14 protein-coding genes are annotated in these 14,638 nt (G+C 44.6%); 2 read left to right on the top strand and 12 right to left on the bottom strand.

What is annotated here, in order from left to right; all coding sequences use genetic code 11:
- Positions 1–196: 196 nt before the first annotated feature.
- On the bottom strand, positions 197–865 hold the full coding sequence (gene queE, locus OCU77_RS06815; protein ID WP_107302403.1) for a 7-carboxy-7-deazaguanine synthase QueE: 669 nt from the start codon (positions 863–865) through the stop codon (positions 197–199).
- Between the two features lie 218 nt (positions 866–1,083).
- On the opposite strand from queE, the gene mlc reads away from it, so the two are divergent.
- Positions 1,084–2,301 carry a sugar metabolism global transcriptional regulator Mlc gene (gene mlc, locus OCU77_RS06820; protein WP_107302404.1) on the top strand — a complete coding sequence of 406 codons (1,218 nt, stop codon included), beginning with the start codon at positions 1,084–1,086 and terminating at the stop codon, positions 2,299–2,301.
- Between the two features lie 119 nt (positions 2,302–2,420).
- On the opposite strand, the gene OCU77_RS06825 is transcribed toward mlc, so the two are convergent.
- The 6 genes from OCU77_RS06825 to OCU77_RS06850 are packed head-to-tail and all read right to left on the bottom strand — an operon-like array spanning position 2,421 to position 7,671.
- Positions 2,421–3,080, bottom strand: coding sequence for an HAD family hydrolase (locus OCU77_RS06825; protein WP_048897145.1), 660 nt, complete (start codon positions 3,078–3,080; stop codon positions 2,421–2,423).
- Position 3,081: 1 nt separating this feature from the next.
- Entirely contained in the window at positions 3,082–4,101 is a 1,020-nt protein-coding gene (locus OCU77_RS06830) for an ABC transporter ATP-binding protein (RefSeq protein ID WP_048897146.1), read from the bottom strand.
- On the bottom strand, positions 4,101–4,886 hold the full coding sequence (locus OCU77_RS06835) for an ABC transporter permease (RefSeq protein WP_048897147.1): 786 nt from the start codon (positions 4,884–4,886) through the stop codon (positions 4,101–4,103). The genes OCU77_RS06830 and OCU77_RS06835 overlap by 1 nt, the downstream gene beginning before the upstream one ends.
- Positions 4,886–5,776 (bottom strand): ABC transporter permease, encoded by an 891-nt coding sequence (locus tag OCU77_RS06840; protein ID WP_048897148.1) that lies wholly within the window; start codon positions 5,774–5,776, stop codon positions 4,886–4,888. Before OCU77_RS06840 ends, OCU77_RS06835 begins: the two co-directional genes overlap by 1 nt.
- Positions 5,773–6,588 carry an alkaline phosphatase family protein gene (locus OCU77_RS06845; RefSeq protein WP_048897149.1) on the bottom strand — a complete coding sequence of 272 codons (816 nt, stop codon included), beginning with the start codon at positions 6,586–6,588 and terminating at the stop codon, positions 5,773–5,775. The genes OCU77_RS06840 and OCU77_RS06845 overlap by 4 nt, the downstream gene beginning before the upstream one ends.
- A gap of 15 nt (positions 6,589–6,603) precedes the next feature.
- Positions 6,604–7,671 (bottom strand): ABC transporter substrate-binding protein, encoded by a 1,068-nt coding sequence (locus OCU77_RS06850; RefSeq protein ID WP_107302405.1) that lies wholly within the window; start codon positions 7,669–7,671, stop codon positions 6,604–6,606.
- Positions 7,672–7,885: 214 nt separating this feature from the next.
- Between OCU77_RS06850 and OCU77_RS06855 the strand changes: the two genes are divergently transcribed.
- Positions 7,886–8,602 (top strand): UTRA domain-containing protein, encoded by a 717-nt coding sequence (locus OCU77_RS06855; protein ID WP_048897150.1) that lies wholly within the window; start codon positions 7,886–7,888, stop codon positions 8,600–8,602.
- 28 nt (positions 8,603–8,630) lie between these two features.
- Here the strand turns inward: OCU77_RS06855 and OCU77_RS06860 are convergent, their stop codons facing one another.
- From OCU77_RS06860 to OCU77_RS06880, 5 genes are all read right to left on the bottom strand, one after another.
- Positions 8,631–9,536, bottom strand: coding sequence for a LysR family transcriptional regulator (locus tag OCU77_RS06860; protein ID WP_048897151.1), 906 nt, complete (start codon positions 9,534–9,536; stop codon positions 8,631–8,633).
- Positions 9,537–9,645: 109 nt separating this feature from the next.
- Complete coding sequence (locus OCU77_RS06865) at positions 9,646–10,392, bottom strand: LutC/YkgG family protein (RefSeq protein WP_048897152.1); 747 nt, start codon at positions 10,390–10,392, stop codon at positions 9,646–9,648.
- A 15-nt stretch (positions 10,393–10,407) separates the two neighbouring features.
- A complete protein-coding gene (locus tag OCU77_RS06870) occupies positions 10,408–11,817 on the bottom strand; it encodes a LutB/LldF family L-lactate oxidation iron-sulfur protein (RefSeq protein ID WP_048897153.1) in 1,410 nt (469 codons plus the stop codon).
- 11 nt (positions 11,818–11,828) lie between these two features.
- The gene (locus OCU77_RS06875) at positions 11,829–12,548 is read right to left on the bottom strand and encodes a (Fe-S)-binding protein (protein WP_048897154.1); all 720 of its coding nucleotides are present in this window, start codon (positions 12,546–12,548) and stop codon (positions 11,829–11,831) included.
- 254 nt (positions 12,549–12,802) lie between these two features.
- Positions 12,803–14,386: an L-lactate permease gene (locus OCU77_RS06880; protein ID WP_107302406.1), complete on the bottom strand. Its 1,584-nt coding sequence runs from the start codon at positions 14,384–14,386 to the stop codon at positions 12,803–12,805.
- Between the last annotated feature and the right edge of the window lie 252 nt (positions 14,387–14,638).

Consider the following 14,638-nt stretch of genomic DNA (forward strand, 5'->3'; position numbering starts at 1 on the left):
GAGAGTATAGAAAGGCAATGAGGGGGCTTGTGTGAAACTATGCGACCTATCTTGAAGATGGTGCGAGGGTCTAAAAAATAAGAAAGTGTAAAAGAGTACGAGAAAAGTGTGGGAAGAAGGAGAAGCTCAGTCGTGACATGTACTGAGCTTAAACACTCGCGTGGTGTAACTCTCGATGGCGGTGCGCTAAGTGTGCTTAGGCGATAGCAAGGTATTTGTGCGTTTGAATCGATAAACGCCAATTACGCTTTACACAGGTTTCAATACAAAGCTCAGTCGCGCGTGGTTTTTGGCTGATTGGTTGGAGTGCAATCGTGACATCACTACGTAATGTTTTGCCATTTAGCAATGCATCTAGCTGATCAACATCTTTTTGGGTGCCGACTGGGTGCTTGATTTCATTGGCGCGCTCTAATGCGCTTGCGAGCACAGGTAGTTTAGCTTTCATGTTAATTTTAGGCGAAACAGTCACCCAAGTTGCTGTCGTTGCCATGACATCAGATGTGCCGCTGGTTTCAATTTGGCACTGAAAGCCTGCGTTTTCTAATGCTTGCGTTAGGGGCATCAAATCATAGATGCATGGTTCGCCACCTGTGATAACCACGTGTTTTGCGGTGTAGCCTTGATCAATCAGTAACTGTACAACGCCATTTGCGTCGAGTTCTGTCCACAATGGAGAGTCTTCTTTTTTCGCCATGATGGTATCAAGGTCGGTAAAATCACTGGGTTCTGCACTCCAGGTTTGTTTGGTATCACACCAAGAACAACCAACAGGGCATACCTGCAATCGAACAAAAATGGCAGGAACACCAGTGAAAACACCTTCACCTTGAATCGTTTCAAAGACTTCGTTTAATTTGTACACCGTAAACCTCAGTGGAGAATGCTAATTTCATTCAACGAAAAAATTACGCAAAATATTGCCTAATGGCATGTGTTTCTGCGCCATGTAGCGAAGGAATAATGCGCTAATGTGTAATTCATCGTGATGAGTATCACGTACTGGGAAGATTCGACTTCACAATTACTTCGCAAAGTAAAAAAATTCACTAGTACGTTTTTTTCTTATCAGGAGTATTGGCAATGTATGTCGCTCAGCCTGGACATATCGATCATATAAAACGAAACAATGCCGGCAGCGTCTATAAGCTCATTGACCAGTTTGGACCTATCTCTCGTATCGAACTATCGAAGCGAAGTCAGTTAGCACCAGCCAGTATTACCAAAATAACCCGTGAATTAATTGATGCGCATCTTATCAAAGAAACCCCGTATCAGGAATCAACAAGTCGAGGTCGTCCTGCGATCGGTTTAGTTCCCGCCAATGAAGGCTGGCAATTCATGTCATTGCGCTTGGGTCGAGGTTATTTAACCATCGCCTTGCACGAGTTAGGCGGCGACATTTTGGTTGAAGAACGCCAGAATATTGATGAACTCGAACAAGATGATGTGCTTAGTAAGCTGTTGGAAGAGATCAATACCTTTTTTGCTAATCATGTTAATGAAGTTGATCGTATTACGGCGATTGCAGTGTCGTTACCGGGAGTCGTGAACGCACATGACGGTGTGGTTGTGCAGATGCCGCATTATAATGTTGAGAACTTAGCATTAGGTCCTGCACTTCATGAAGAGACAGGTTTACCTGTCTTTATTGGCAATGACACGCGTTCGTGGACATTAGCGGAAAAGTTGTTTGGTAATTCGCGCGGTGTCGCTAATTCAATTTTAGTGTCGGTACACCATGGTGTAGGCGCGGGGATCGTGCTTGATAATACGGTACTACAAGGTCGAATTGGTAATGTGGGAGAGTTGGGGCATATTCAAATTAAGCCCTATGGCAAGCGCTGCTTCTGTGGCAATCATGGCTGTCTTGAAACGGTTGCCAGTTTACCTGCGGTGATCGAGCAAGTTGAAACACGCTTACGTGAAGGGCACCCATCGTCGTTGCATGGCCGAAAGGTAACCATAGAAACTATTTGTGAAGCGGCATTAAATAATGACACCTTGGCGCGCCAAGTCATTATTGAGTTAGGACACCACCTTGGCCAAGCTATTGCGATTATGGTCAACTTGTTTAACCCAGAAAAAATCTTAATTGGTGGTGAGTTAAACCATGCCAAGAAAATTCTTTATCCGGCCATTATGGAATGCATTCGTACGCAATCTTTGCCTGTTTATAATAAAGACTTAGAGATTGACGAGAGCTGCTTTTACACGCAAGCAACCATGCCGGGTGCTGCTTTGGTAAAACAGGCGCTTTATGATGGACACTTATTGATGAAGCTGATCAACGAAGGGTGAAAGCTTCGTGTGCTAGGTCTAGCAGTTGAACACGAGTTATAAACTAGCTTGAAATGAAAAAGCAGCCGAGTGGCTGCTTTTTTTATATGTCTAGATTCGGGCGGTTAAGTTATTCATGATTAATCCCAGCTTAATACCGTCCAGTTGGGTTGATTGGCATGTGCTCGAAGGCGAGGGCAAGGGTTAACCAAATAGGCAAAATCTGCATGCTCACACAAAGCCAAATCATTGATTGAATCCGTATAGAAGTGTACTTCACTATAGTCTTTTTCTTGCGCGGCAAGCCACTGATTAAGGCGCGTTACTTTGCCTTCTTGATAACTTGGCACGCCTGAAATCTGGCTGGTGTAGCAATTATTCGATTCGACTAAATCAATCCCTAACGCAACGGGAATCCCTAAGCGACGGCCGACGGCTTGAACTAGGAATGTCACTGACGCTGAGATGATCACCATGTCGATATTGTCACGCTTCAATTGCGCAATCAGTGTCTTAGAGTGATTAAACTGCAGGGCTAAGATATGTGATTCTACGCATTCAGCCACCAGTGCATCAACGTCTGCTTTAGGCATAGCAGTAAGGGGAGCCATCGAGAAGTTGAGGTAATCCTCCATATCTAGCTTCCCTTCGGCATATAGTCCCATTAGCCGTTGATCTTCGTCGATAAATCCTGTGTCGGTCACAATGCCTTTCTCAACTAAAAAAGTATTCCAGATCATCGCACAATCAGCATTGATCAGGGTTTCATCCATATCAAAAACATAAAGAGGAGTTGGCATGTTACGCGCTCACGGGTTGAATTTCGTTAAGGTTAAACAATAGCTCTAATTGACTGCCAGCTGCGAGCAATCTTTCTGATGAACGATTGAGTAAATCGACTGTTAGTTCACAATTATTCACATCCACTTGGTATCGGATGACGTTACCCAATAGCTGGTGGTTTTTAATGGTACCGGTTTGTGGTGCTGAAATGTGGCTACCATATTGACGACCCGCTTCTTTTACATAGATAGACTCAGGTCGAATGGCCACTTTCCAGTTTGTTTCAATATCAAAAAGCTGCTTGGCTTTATCAGCATTAACAAGGTTGTAGTGACCCATGAACCCAGCCACAAACTCGTTGGCAGGTTGGGTGTAGATCTCTTCAGGTGATCCTGCTTGCACGATTTTCCCTTTGTCCATTAAGAAGATCCGATCTGACATGATCATGGCTTCTTCTTGATCGTGGGTGACAAAGATAGTCGTCAGATCCATCTCTTTTTGAATGTCGCGGATTTGTTGGCGTAAGTGCTTACGGATCTTCGCATCCAGTGCTGACAGCGGTTCATCTAATAACAGAATACGTGGCTTAACAACCAGTGCACGGGCCAATGCTACACGCTGGCGCTGACCGCCTGAAAGTTGGTGTGGATAGCGTTTTTCACGGCCACCCAGCTCAACCAAGGCGATAACTTTTGCTACTTCACGTTGGATATCGCTTGCTGCCATCTTTTTCATTTTAAGACCAAACGCGATGTTTTCTTCGACCGTCATATTGGGAAAAAGCGCGTATGACTGGAATACCATACCAATACCGCGTTGCTGTGGAGTTTGCTGTGTAATGTTCTCACCGTTAACCCAAATCTCGCCACCATTGAGTGGATCTAACCCGGTCAGGCTACGTAACAGGGTCGATTTACCGCAGCCGCTTGGGCCAAGTAGCGTGATAAATTCGCCTTTTTCTATAGTGAAATCGACATTTTCAAAAACAGTATTATCACCAAAACGCTTGGTTAGGTTTTTCGCAGTTACATAACTCATTAGTTCGCTCCTCGGCTGAAACGACTTGCCAGCCAAGTCAGTACAAAAATAAATAGGAAATAGGTCATGACCAGTGCAGATGTAAAGTGACCACTGGTATTACGCATGTTGTATAAATACATTTGTAAGGTTTCATAGCGGGTGCCGACCAAAATATTGGCAAAGACAAACTCACCCAGTAAGAAAGAGAAAGACAAGAATAACGATGCCATTAAGCCTTTTTTCAAATTCGGTAAAATAATCAGTAAGAAGGCTTTCGATGTGCTGGCACCTAACAAGTGTGCGGCATCCATCAAATCTTGCAGATTAATAGCATCGAAGCTGTTGGCAATAGCGCGGTACATAAATGGCAGGGCAATGGTGAAATAGGTACCGATCAAAATCCAAGGTGTGCCGATAAGCGTAATTTCACTGTCGGCGTATAGCTGGAGTAAACCAACCGACGACACCACAGGTGGTACTGCGAAAGGCAACAAAATCAGCATATTCATAACTTTGTGAAGTTTAGGGAAGTAATAGAACACCACAAAAATTGCAGGCAATATCAAAACCACACTCAGTGTCAAGGCTGCAATACAGATAAACAGCGAGCGGCCAAAAGCATCAAGAAAACGGCTATCAGTCAGTAAATTAATATACCAATCAAAGGTAAAACCATCGGGTAATACTGTCGCTCCCCAACGTGAAGAGATTGAGTATACCAAGGTTGCCAAGATGGGAATCAGCATGATGCCGACAATTGAGTACACCAGGGTTTTGTGGAAAGCTGTATTCACGTTTTGCATTATTTTTTCTTCCCTGCGTAGCTTTTGGCGATAAGCCACTGGTTAACAACAGTGATGAAAGCCAACATTGCCATAAGAATGACCGAAATCGCAGCTGCTAAATTAGGCTCTAGGAATAAATCACCTGAGACTAAACTCGCAATACGCACGGTAATGATGTTGTAGTTACCGGATGTGAGTGCGAAGACGCTGGCATACGCGCCAATGGCGTTAGCAATCAAAATAATCAAGGTGCCAAACAATGCAGGTGATAAAACGGGTAAGGCAACCTTTAACCAGTAATGCCAGGTTTTGGCCCCTAATAAAGCTGCGGCTGCTTGCCAATCATCGTTTAACGCATCAAAAGCGGGGTAAAGCAGCAATACCGCCAGTGGGATTTGAAAGTAGATATACAGCACGAGTAAGCCCCATTTGCCGTATAAGTCGAAGTCACCTAACAGCCCGTATTGTTTGAGCAGCAGGGTGATCGCGCCATTGGTACCTAAAATAATGATGAAGGCAAAGGCGAGAGGCACGCCAGAAAAGTTACTGCTCATGTTAGTGAAAGCCACGACACCATCGCGGATTTTAGAATCCACGCGGCGCAGCGATGAAACTAGAAGGGTAGCGATGGCGAGGCCAATAATGCTGGACCATATGGATAACCATAAACTGTTACTGAATGCTTGCATCATGAAAGCGGAGTCAAAGATTTCGCTGTAGTTATCAAGTGCAAATTCGTCTTCGTAGATGAAGCTGTTCACTAACACCCAAATCATAGGGGCTAGCTGGAACAGGTAGAAGAATACCGCAAAAGGCGCGAGCCAAAGCGCGGGCTTTAATTTGCTTAATCGACTTGTCGTCTGTGAAGAAGACGCAGGGGATGCCTGCGTCAGAGTCGAGCTACTCATAGGGCTAACAATTCCTGAGTATAAGGTTTGTTGTGGTCAAGGTTCATCAGTTGGCAAACCAAGCCGCAGATCTCTGTTTGTTTAACGGGTTGTGTAATGTCTTGCTGGTGGATGAACTTGTCACCAATCACAAAGAAGGGCACTTCACGCTCTTCTGGCAAAATCCCACCGTGTGATAAATCATTGTTCATGCCGTGATCACTGGTGACGATCACTTGATAACCATCCGCTAGCCACTGCTCGATATAGTTAGATAAGTAAATGTCTGCCCCGCGTGCACTGTTGCGATACTGGCGCGAGTCTAATCCAAATTTATGGCCGATATCGTCGATGTTCATCGGGTGGATCAACAAAAAATCAGGGTTATAAGTACGGCGTAAATACTCAGCATCTAAAAACAGTGCTTCATCTGGGTAGTGATCCCAGTGATAGAAACAGCCGTGCTGGATATTCATAGTTTCATCATTCGTCATGCGGTCACGTACTGCATTGTAAGGCGCGCGGTTATACAGTTCACTTACCCAGTGGTATGCTGCTGCCGCGGTAACTTTGCCTTGAGATTTCGCGATACTGAAAATGGAATCATGGTGAGAAAGTCGAGCAATCTCATTGTTAACTATTCCACTTTCTACAGGGCGAATACCCGTTAAAATGCATTCATACAATGGACGCGACATTGAAGGTAGTTCGCATTGTATTGGGTATAGCGTTGCTCTTTGCTGCTCAATCAGACCGTTTAAGTAGCCCATGCAATCACGGGCTACTTGGTAGTTGAGACCATCAAGAACAACAAGAATCACCTTATTGTTCATTGTTATACTCGTCTTTTATTGTTGGTGAATGAGAACGCTTTCTTGCCATTGACGTGGCAGCTTACGGGCTGATTTTTCCCATGCTTTAAAGTCAGTAACGGGCTGTACCTTGGTGTAGTTGTCATTGGATAGCAGCTTGTCTTGCACGGATTTAGGCAGAGTGACATTGCTACGGATAGGGCGGGCATAACCTTCCGCGAGGTTAATTTGACCTTGGTCGCTAAAGATATACTCTCGAGCAAGTTTTGCCGCATTTGGGTTCTGAGCGTATTTGTTGATGATGGTGGTATAACCTGAAATAACCGACCCGTCTTGAGGAATAGTGACGGTGAAGCGGTCGCGATCAATCTTGTCACGGTAATTCAGGGCGTTGAAATCCCACATTATGGCCACTTCTACTTCGCCTTTTTCAAGGTTAGCCATGTTTGGATCCGTGAAGGATAAGCGGCCTTGTTTCGCGAGTTTAGAGAAGAACGTCAGTGCAGGTTTTAGATTTGATTCATCACCACCTTTAGCAAAAGCCGCCGCTAAAATAGCGTTGTTGGCTTGTGCCGCTACCCCGACGTTACCAACAGTGACTTTGTAATCACCTTCAAGTAAATCGTCCCAACTTTTAGGGGCTTGTTTTACTTGCTTGTTATTGGTGATGAAAGAAATTGTACCTGTGTAAGCCAGTGCCCAATGGCCGTCTTTGTCTTTTGCCCAATCAGGGATGCTATCCCATGTTGTTGGCTTGTATGCTTGTGTTACGCCTTTTTTGACCGCGACACGAGCAAAAGCAAAACCGATGTCACCGATATCTGCGGTGGCGTTTTTTTTCTCGGCTTCAAATTTTGCAATTTCTTGTGCTGAGCTCATATCAGTATCTTGGTGTTTTAAACCGTAATTTGTTTGGAGATCAGCCCATGTACCTTTCCAGTTAGCCCAACTGTCTGGCATACCGACACTGTATACGGCACCTTCTTTTTGAGCCGCTTGGATTAGGGTGTCTAGGTTTGCGTCTTTCGCTGCTACCGATGCCGAAAAACTGGTTGCAATTAGGGTTGCAGAAAGTGCGGTGGAACGGCTAAGCAAAGTATTCATTGTCTCCATCCTTCTGGACTAGGTCAGTAAGTTCGATAGGTATGCTAGGGAAGGAATGTGACGCTTTGAATGGAGTTTTTTTACAGTTTTAATGCGTTTGTATGTATGGAATATTTCAATAATCCAATAGGGAGTAGTGAAATATATTGTCATTAAACTGTTATTTAACTGTCTTATCTTGTTCATCAATTTTGGAAGCTGGACTAGATCAGAGATGGGCACACAAGCCAATACGCAGTTAGGGAAGATAAAAAAACGGCTTCGTCAGCAGATACAGTCACGCTTAATCAGCCAAGGACAGAAGCTTCCTTCTGAAAGAGAGCTAAGTGAGCTGTTTGCAACCACACGTATCACGATTAAAGATGCACTGGTGTCGTTAGAAACGGAAGGGCTTATATACCGAGAAGAGCGACGTGGCTGGTATGTGTCGCCTGAGCGTGTTTGCTATAACCCGCTATCACGTAGTCATTTTCATCAAATGATGACAGATCAGAGTAGAACGGCAGAAACTCGTTTATTGAATGTGCGAACTGAAGTTGGCGGTGGTGAGTATGCCAGCGCACTGGCTCTTCAAGGTTTGATGCAAATTCATGTTATTGAACGTGTGAGATATATCGATGGTAGAGCGGTATTATTTGTTGAAAATTGCTTAAAAGCAGCGCTGTTCCCAGACATTTTGGCAGAGAACTTAACCTTATCATTGACGGGGCTTTATCGAGAAAAATACGGTTACGAAACACAACGTTCACGGTTTGAAGTGATTCCAACCGCGGCGCCTGCCCACGTAGCCAAAGCACTTAACTTAGCTGAAGGCCAGCCTGTGATGAAGATATGCAGAATAAACTACAAGCAAGATGGTGAGTTGATTGATTGTGAATTTGAATACTGGCGACCTGATGCCATGATGATTCAGATCGACAGTGAAGGTTAGCTCATTATTACGGTATTAAAAGCCGATATTAAAAACGCTCTTTAATCCCCATATAACGTTCACGAATGTGTTCAATTAATGCCTGAATGCGTTTTGATGGTTTCTTGGTGTAAGGGTACACAGCATAAATACCAACCACTTTACCTGAGTGCTTAGGTAATACTTCAACCAGATCGCCACGTTGTAATTCATCGTAAATTAAGCAAGTGGGTAAATAAGCGATCCCGTTGCCCTTGAGTGCGGCTTTTTTCAACGCTGCCGCATTGTCTGAGGCAAAATTACCAGACACTTTTAAGGTATAGTTTTCATTGCTGTTTCGGATAAATAGCCAATCGAAAGGGCCCGTACTTTGTTGGGTGTAACCTAAGCAATTGTGGTGCAGTAACCCTTTCGGTGTTGTTGGTTCACCAAACTGTTCGATGTATTTCGGGGATGTGCATATCATCCAGCGGGAGTTGAAAATATGGCGAGCAATTAAGCTTGAGTCTTCCAAGTACCCCGTTCGAATCACCAGATCAAAGTTGTCCGCGACCAAATCAACAAAGTGGTTATCCATCGACATTTCAATGGTTAGCCCTGGGTGGCTTTGACAAAAGTCCGATAGGGCTTCGGCGAGCAAGAGTTCACCTGAAATCGTAGGTACGGATACGCGAATATTGCCTGACAGTGCTTCGCTATAGCCTGTAACGGCATCAAAAGCGGATTGCGCGACTTGGTTTATTTCTTTGGCGCGGTGAAACAATACAGATCCAGGTTCTGTTAGCGTCAGCTTTCGTGTTGTGCGGTAAATCAGTTGCACACCAAGCTCATTTTCTAACTTACTGATGCGCTTACTGACGACGGATTTAGTAATTTTGTTTATTTCAGCGACCTTACTGAAGGAGCCATGCTCGATCACTTGGGTAAATAACACTAAATCGTCGATTTGAGGCATACAAGAACTCGTTAATGGTAATAAATCAGGTGTGTAGGAGACTAGTATAAAGCTAAAAAGGCTATGCTCCAATGAAGCATAGCCTCGTTCACTTGATTAACGATCTGACTTAGAGATCGTCGATAATCACGTATGTTGCGTAAACTGGGCCGTGCACACCAACTACTTTGATTAATTCAATATCGGCGGTTGAACTTGGCCCAGAAATGAAGTTAACACATGATGGCATGCGCTCACCGTTTTTCGCTTTTTCGTGTAACTTAGCTGTCGCTTGGGTTAAGCGCGCGACTAGCGTGCTTTTAGGGACAACAAACACTGAGGCTTCAGGTAGCAAACTGATTGCTCGACCTTGCGCTGGGTTGCTGTACAGCACCATGGTGCCTGATTCTGCTAAAGCTTGCTCTGCAAATACCACCCCCACTTTTGCACGTTCGGCCACTTCAATATTAGGCGCGTAGCCTAATTCAGGGTTCCACACGTGCACGTGGTGGGTGTCTGTCTTAAGCTGGTCTAGGTTCACTAAATCCAATAAGCGAGGATCAGCAGACAGCACAGTTTCTTCCACTTTCGCTGGGGCATTTGCGTCTTGCGTTTCATCTGTGCAGTATTTCTCACACACCATCGCAAGCGTGTTGGTGAGTTCAGCTTGCGTTGTTTCAACCGCATGCGCACCAAGTGCGGTATGGGTGTAATCGATCAGTGCTGTTTTTAGCTCATCTAAACTGTAGTCAGCCATGACTTCTTGGTGACAAATGTACTTTAGGGCAGGGCGCTCAACCGCTTCGATTTGGCGAGGGCGGCCTAGTTTTTCTGCAATGTTATCTAAGAAACTGTCGCGATTATGAATTTGACTCATGATTGCCACTCCTCGTTATTTTCTGTTTTTGAACCAGCTACGGAAAGATTGACCGTCTGGTTTTGGTAGATCGCGTGCTTCCGTCCATTCACTAATTGCACCCATGTTGACGGGTAGTTTGCCATTTCGGATCAAGCCACTTGCCATAGTTGCACCTACGCGTACTGTGGTATCCCATAAGATTGGGCGAGCATTAATGAAGTTAAATACACCCACAGAGGCACGTTCAGTTAATGGCGTGACTTTTTCTTCACCCATTTTTTGACGGTGTTTCAGTAACAAGTCCGACAGTGGGATTTTCACAGGGCAGACATCATGACAAGCTTTACACAAACTACAGGCGTAAGGCAGGTCTTTGAAATCATCGTACCCCCCCAATAATGGTGATAGAACCGCACCAATTGGGCCAGAATAGATAGAACCGTAAGATTGGCCACCAATGTGACGGTAAGCAGGGCAAGTGTTGACACATGCTGCACAACGAACACAACGGAGAATATCGCGGAATTCTGAACCTAAGATATCTGAGCGACCGTTATCGACGATCACTAAATGGAACTCTTCTGGACCGTCGGTTTGTCCATCTTCTCGTGGACCCGTTAACGCGGTGACATAGCCTGTTAATGGCAAACCCACAGCACTACGACATAGCAAACTGATCACTATATCCAGTTCTTCAAAAGTCGGAACGATACGCTCCATACCCATGACGGCAATATGTGTTTTTGGCAAGCTGGTGGCTAGGCGAGCGTTACCTTCATTGGTCACTAGGGTGACAGTACCTGACTCGGCAACGGCAAAGTTACAACCTGTGATACCTATGTCAGCTTCAAGGAAGTCATGGCGAATGTAATCACGCACGTATCGTGTTAATTCTTCAGGGTCTTCACTGCCTTGGTAGCCAATTTTTTCTTGGAAAATGTCACGAATTTGGTAACGGTTTTTGTGTAATGCTGGCACCACGATGTGCGACGGTGGATCGCAGTCATCAACTTGTAGAATGTATTCACCTAAATCGGTTTCTACCACCTCGCAGCCGTTACGCTCAATCACATGGTTCAGGTTAATTTCTTCCGTCACCATAGATTTAGACTTAACCACTTTCTTGGCATTTTTCGCTTGAATAATGCTTTCAACGTAGCTGGTTGCTTCTTCAGCCGTACTGGCAAAGAAAACCTGACCACCATTTTTTTCAACGTTTTCACTCAGCTGATGTAGGTAGTAATCCAAGTTTTCAAGCACATGGTTACGAATATCCATGCCCATTTCACGCCACTCTTCCCAGTTACCTAGCTTATCAGCTGCCTTTTGGCGGTTGGCATACATACGGGTCTGGGCATTAGCGACAGATTGGCGCATAAAGTCATCTTTCATTTGGACTTTAATGCGGTCTTTAAAGTTTACATTGCTGGTTTTCATCGACATGTGTGATCTCCTTAGCGGCTCATCAGCACATCAACAATGTGCATTACTTTAACGGGTTTACCTTCACGGTTAATACGACCGCCAATGTTGATAAGGCAACTAATGTCGGCACCAATCAGGTAATCAGGTTCTACCGCTGAGATGTGGTGGACTTTTTCTTTTACCATCTCACCTGAAATTTCAGCCATTTTTACCGAGAAAGTACCACCAAACCCGCAACAGGTTTCTTGGTTTTCGATTGGAAGCATTTCTAGCCCTTCAACATTGGCTAGCAATTTCAGCGGTTCTTCACGCACATTTAATTTGCGGATTAAGCTACAAGATGGGTGATAGACAGCGCGACCTTCAAGACGAGCACCTACGTTTTCAACCCCTAAGGTGTTGACGATAAATTGAGTTAACTCAAATAAGCGGTCAGCCACTTTTTGGGCACGTTCAGCCCATTCAGGCTCATCTGCGAGGTATTCAGGGTATCGCTTAACAGAGGCTGCGCATGAACCCGCTGGGGTCACTATGGGTAAGTCATTACACTCAAACGCACGGATCAGGTTTTTCATTGCAGGCTTGCTGCTGTCAATGTAACCACTATTAAGAGAAGGTTGGCCACAGCAACCCTGTTGATCAGGGAAAATAACGTCACAACCAAGTTGCTCTAGTAACATGACTGTTTTTTTAGCGACTTCAGCTTTTACCGTGTCACATAGACAGGTGACAAAGAAGTTAACCTTCATACATTGCTCCAGTCGGTAGCATGGCTACCGTATAGTGATTCTAGCAACGCGCGTGGCGTTGTCTGTTTATAACCATCTCGATACTTACCTATTAGTATAAGAACGTATCGAGATGGACTAAAAGTCGGCCCCTGATGCGAGGCCGTTTATTGTGTGTCTTAAATAGTGTTGCAGGTGTAGCTTGTTATTATTATCAGGGTACGGATTGGTTCCTAATCGCTCCGAACGTCGCGTAGAGAGCAGGGTGTTATCGGTTAGATAAACACGCTCACCACGGCAACAATTGCACCATAAAGCACCATTGGAATAACGGTACGTTTAATGATGTAACCTTCTTTATTCGCAATACCTAAAATGGTTGATACTGCAATAATGTTGTTGATACACACCATGTTACCCATAGAGCCGCCTACCGACTGTAGGGCTAAGATAGTCGTCTCAGGTAAACCAACGGTGTGGGCGATGGTTTGTTGAATACCACCAAACGTTAGGTTTGATACTGTTGCTGAGCCAGAGAAAAATGCCCCTAGCGCACCAAGGTAAGATGCAAAGAACTGCCAGTTTGTGCCCATCAAATCTGAGAAAGCACGACCCGTTGTCATGATTGGTGAGTTCTCTCCACCCATCATCATGAACTTCACCATGATTAATGCACCGACAAGCGCAATAAATGGCATCTTGATACGGCTAGCCGTTTCGCTAAATACTTGTTTAACGACAGTACGTGGCAGTTTGAATACAGGGATAGAGATCAACACCACTAAGAAGAATGGAATAAGTGCTGGCACATAAAGTGTTTTGTATGCCCATGCTGTTTCAGTGCCCAGAATATTACTTAGTTTGATGATCAAGGCTTGGCTAATCGACAAGTCACCAAAGAACCCTAAGTTCAGGTTAAGTAGGGCTGTCGAGTCAGTCAGCATGCCTTTAATGCCGAGTTGCTGAATACGCGTCACAATCAAAATAGCGATTAGCATGAGGGTTGGGCTCATGGCTTTTACAACTTGGCCAAAAGGGATGTGTTTAGCTTTGTGCTGCGCATCGAGTTCAGGTTCTTCTAGGCCGATCTTATAGCGAGCCAAAAGAATAGACACAGCCATACCAATGGCACCACCAATCAGTGATGGGAATTCATAGTTCCACTGCGCAAATAAAATGTAAGGAATAGTACATGCAAGAATGCTTAATTGGATAAACAGCATGTTGCGGCGAATTTGTTGCCAGCTAACCACAAAGCGTAGTGCCAGAACAGGAATAACAAAGGCTGCTATTGCGTGCATTAATGCCGAATTACGACCGACTTCAAGTAGTTCGCCATCGTTTAAACCTAAGTTACCAAAGCCAAACCATGTTGGCGTACCTACTGCACCAAATGAAACAGGTACCGAGTTCATCACAAGTGCTAGCATCGCAACCTTAAGTGGGTTGAAACCTAAGCCAACAAGAATGGGCGCGGCAATAGCCGCTGGTGTACCAAAGCCTGATGCACCTTCAATCATGAACGCAAATGCCCAGCCAATGATCATCAACTGTGCAACTTGATTGCGACTAATGGTTTCTAACCATTGGCGAATAACATCTTCAGCGCCTGATAGGGCGATAGTACGGTTTAATAAAATGGCACCCGCAATAATCGAAATAGGGGTGATGGCAGATAACATCCCAGCGACAATATTGGCACTAAGTAAGGTGATATCTGAACCAAAATAAAAAAGTTGTAGGGCGCCAATTAATAATGCTGTCACCGGTAACGCGATATGCGACGGCAGTGCATTCTTTTTGGTCATCATCCATATCAGTAGCAAGATAGGGACTACTGAAATAACAAGGTTTAACATGCTGTATTCCACTCTATCGTGACTATCCATGCCGAGTGTTGTGTGCACCAAAGCGGTAGTCGATTTTGTAATTATTAATGTTGTAACTTTCTATACGTTTTCTTGGCGTTTCGATTTCTACGACGTCGTGGGAAGAATATTGTAAGTATCAATACGGAGTTCGCTATGCTTTTTATTTGAAGATTTCATCAGACAAATCACCAATCTGTGATAGGTAATGAAATGTTAAATTCCGATTTTCACTTATCTGCC

It is taken from the genome of Photobacterium swingsii, assembly GCF_024346715.1.
GTDB lineage: Bacteria > Pseudomonadota > Gammaproteobacteria > Enterobacterales > Vibrionaceae > Photobacterium > Photobacterium swingsii.

Excerpts from the sequence above, each read along its gene's own strand:
- mlc (WP_107302404.1), top strand. The coding sequence starts at position 1,084 with ATGTATGTCGCTCAGCCTGGACATATCGATCATATAAAACGAAACAAT.
- OCU77_RS06825 (WP_048897145.1), bottom strand. The coding sequence starts at position 3,080 with ATGCCAACTCCTCTTTATGTTTTTGATATGGATGAAACCCTGATCAAT.
- OCU77_RS06830 (WP_048897146.1), bottom strand. The coding sequence starts at position 4,101 with ATGAGTTATGTAACTGCGAAAAACCTAACCAAGCGTTTTGGTGATAAT.
- OCU77_RS06835 (WP_048897147.1), bottom strand. The coding sequence starts at position 4,886 with ATGCAAAACGTGAATACAGCTTTCCACAAAACCCTGGTGTACTCAATT.
- OCU77_RS06840 (WP_048897148.1), bottom strand. The coding sequence starts at position 5,776 with ATGAGTAGCTCGACTCTGACGCAGGCATCCCCTGCGTCTTCTTCACAG.
- OCU77_RS06845 (WP_048897149.1), bottom strand. The coding sequence starts at position 6,588 with ATGAACAATAAGGTGATTCTTGTTGTTCTTGATGGTCTCAACTACCAA.
- OCU77_RS06850 (WP_107302405.1), bottom strand. The coding sequence starts at position 7,671 with ATGAATACTTTGCTTAGCCGTTCCACCGCACTTTCTGCAACCCTAATT.
- OCU77_RS06855 (WP_048897150.1), top strand. The coding sequence starts at position 7,886 with ATGGGCACACAAGCCAATACGCAGTTAGGGAAGATAAAAAAACGGCTT.
- OCU77_RS06860 (WP_048897151.1), bottom strand. The coding sequence starts at position 9,536 with ATGCCTCAAATCGACGATTTAGTGTTATTTACCCAAGTGATCGAGCAT.
- OCU77_RS06865 (WP_048897152.1), bottom strand. The coding sequence starts at position 10,392 with ATGAGTCAAATTCATAATCGCGACAGTTTCTTAGATAACATTGCAGAA.
- OCU77_RS06870 (WP_048897153.1), bottom strand. The coding sequence starts at position 11,817 with ATGTCGATGAAAACCAGCAATGTAAACTTTAAAGACCGCATTAAAGTC.
- OCU77_RS06875 (WP_048897154.1), bottom strand. The coding sequence starts at position 12,548 with ATGAAGGTTAACTTCTTTGTCACCTGTCTATGTGACACGGTAAAAGCT.
- OCU77_RS06880 (WP_107302406.1), bottom strand. The coding sequence starts at position 14,386 with ATGTTAAACCTTGTTATTTCAGTAGTCCCTATCTTGCTACTGATATGG.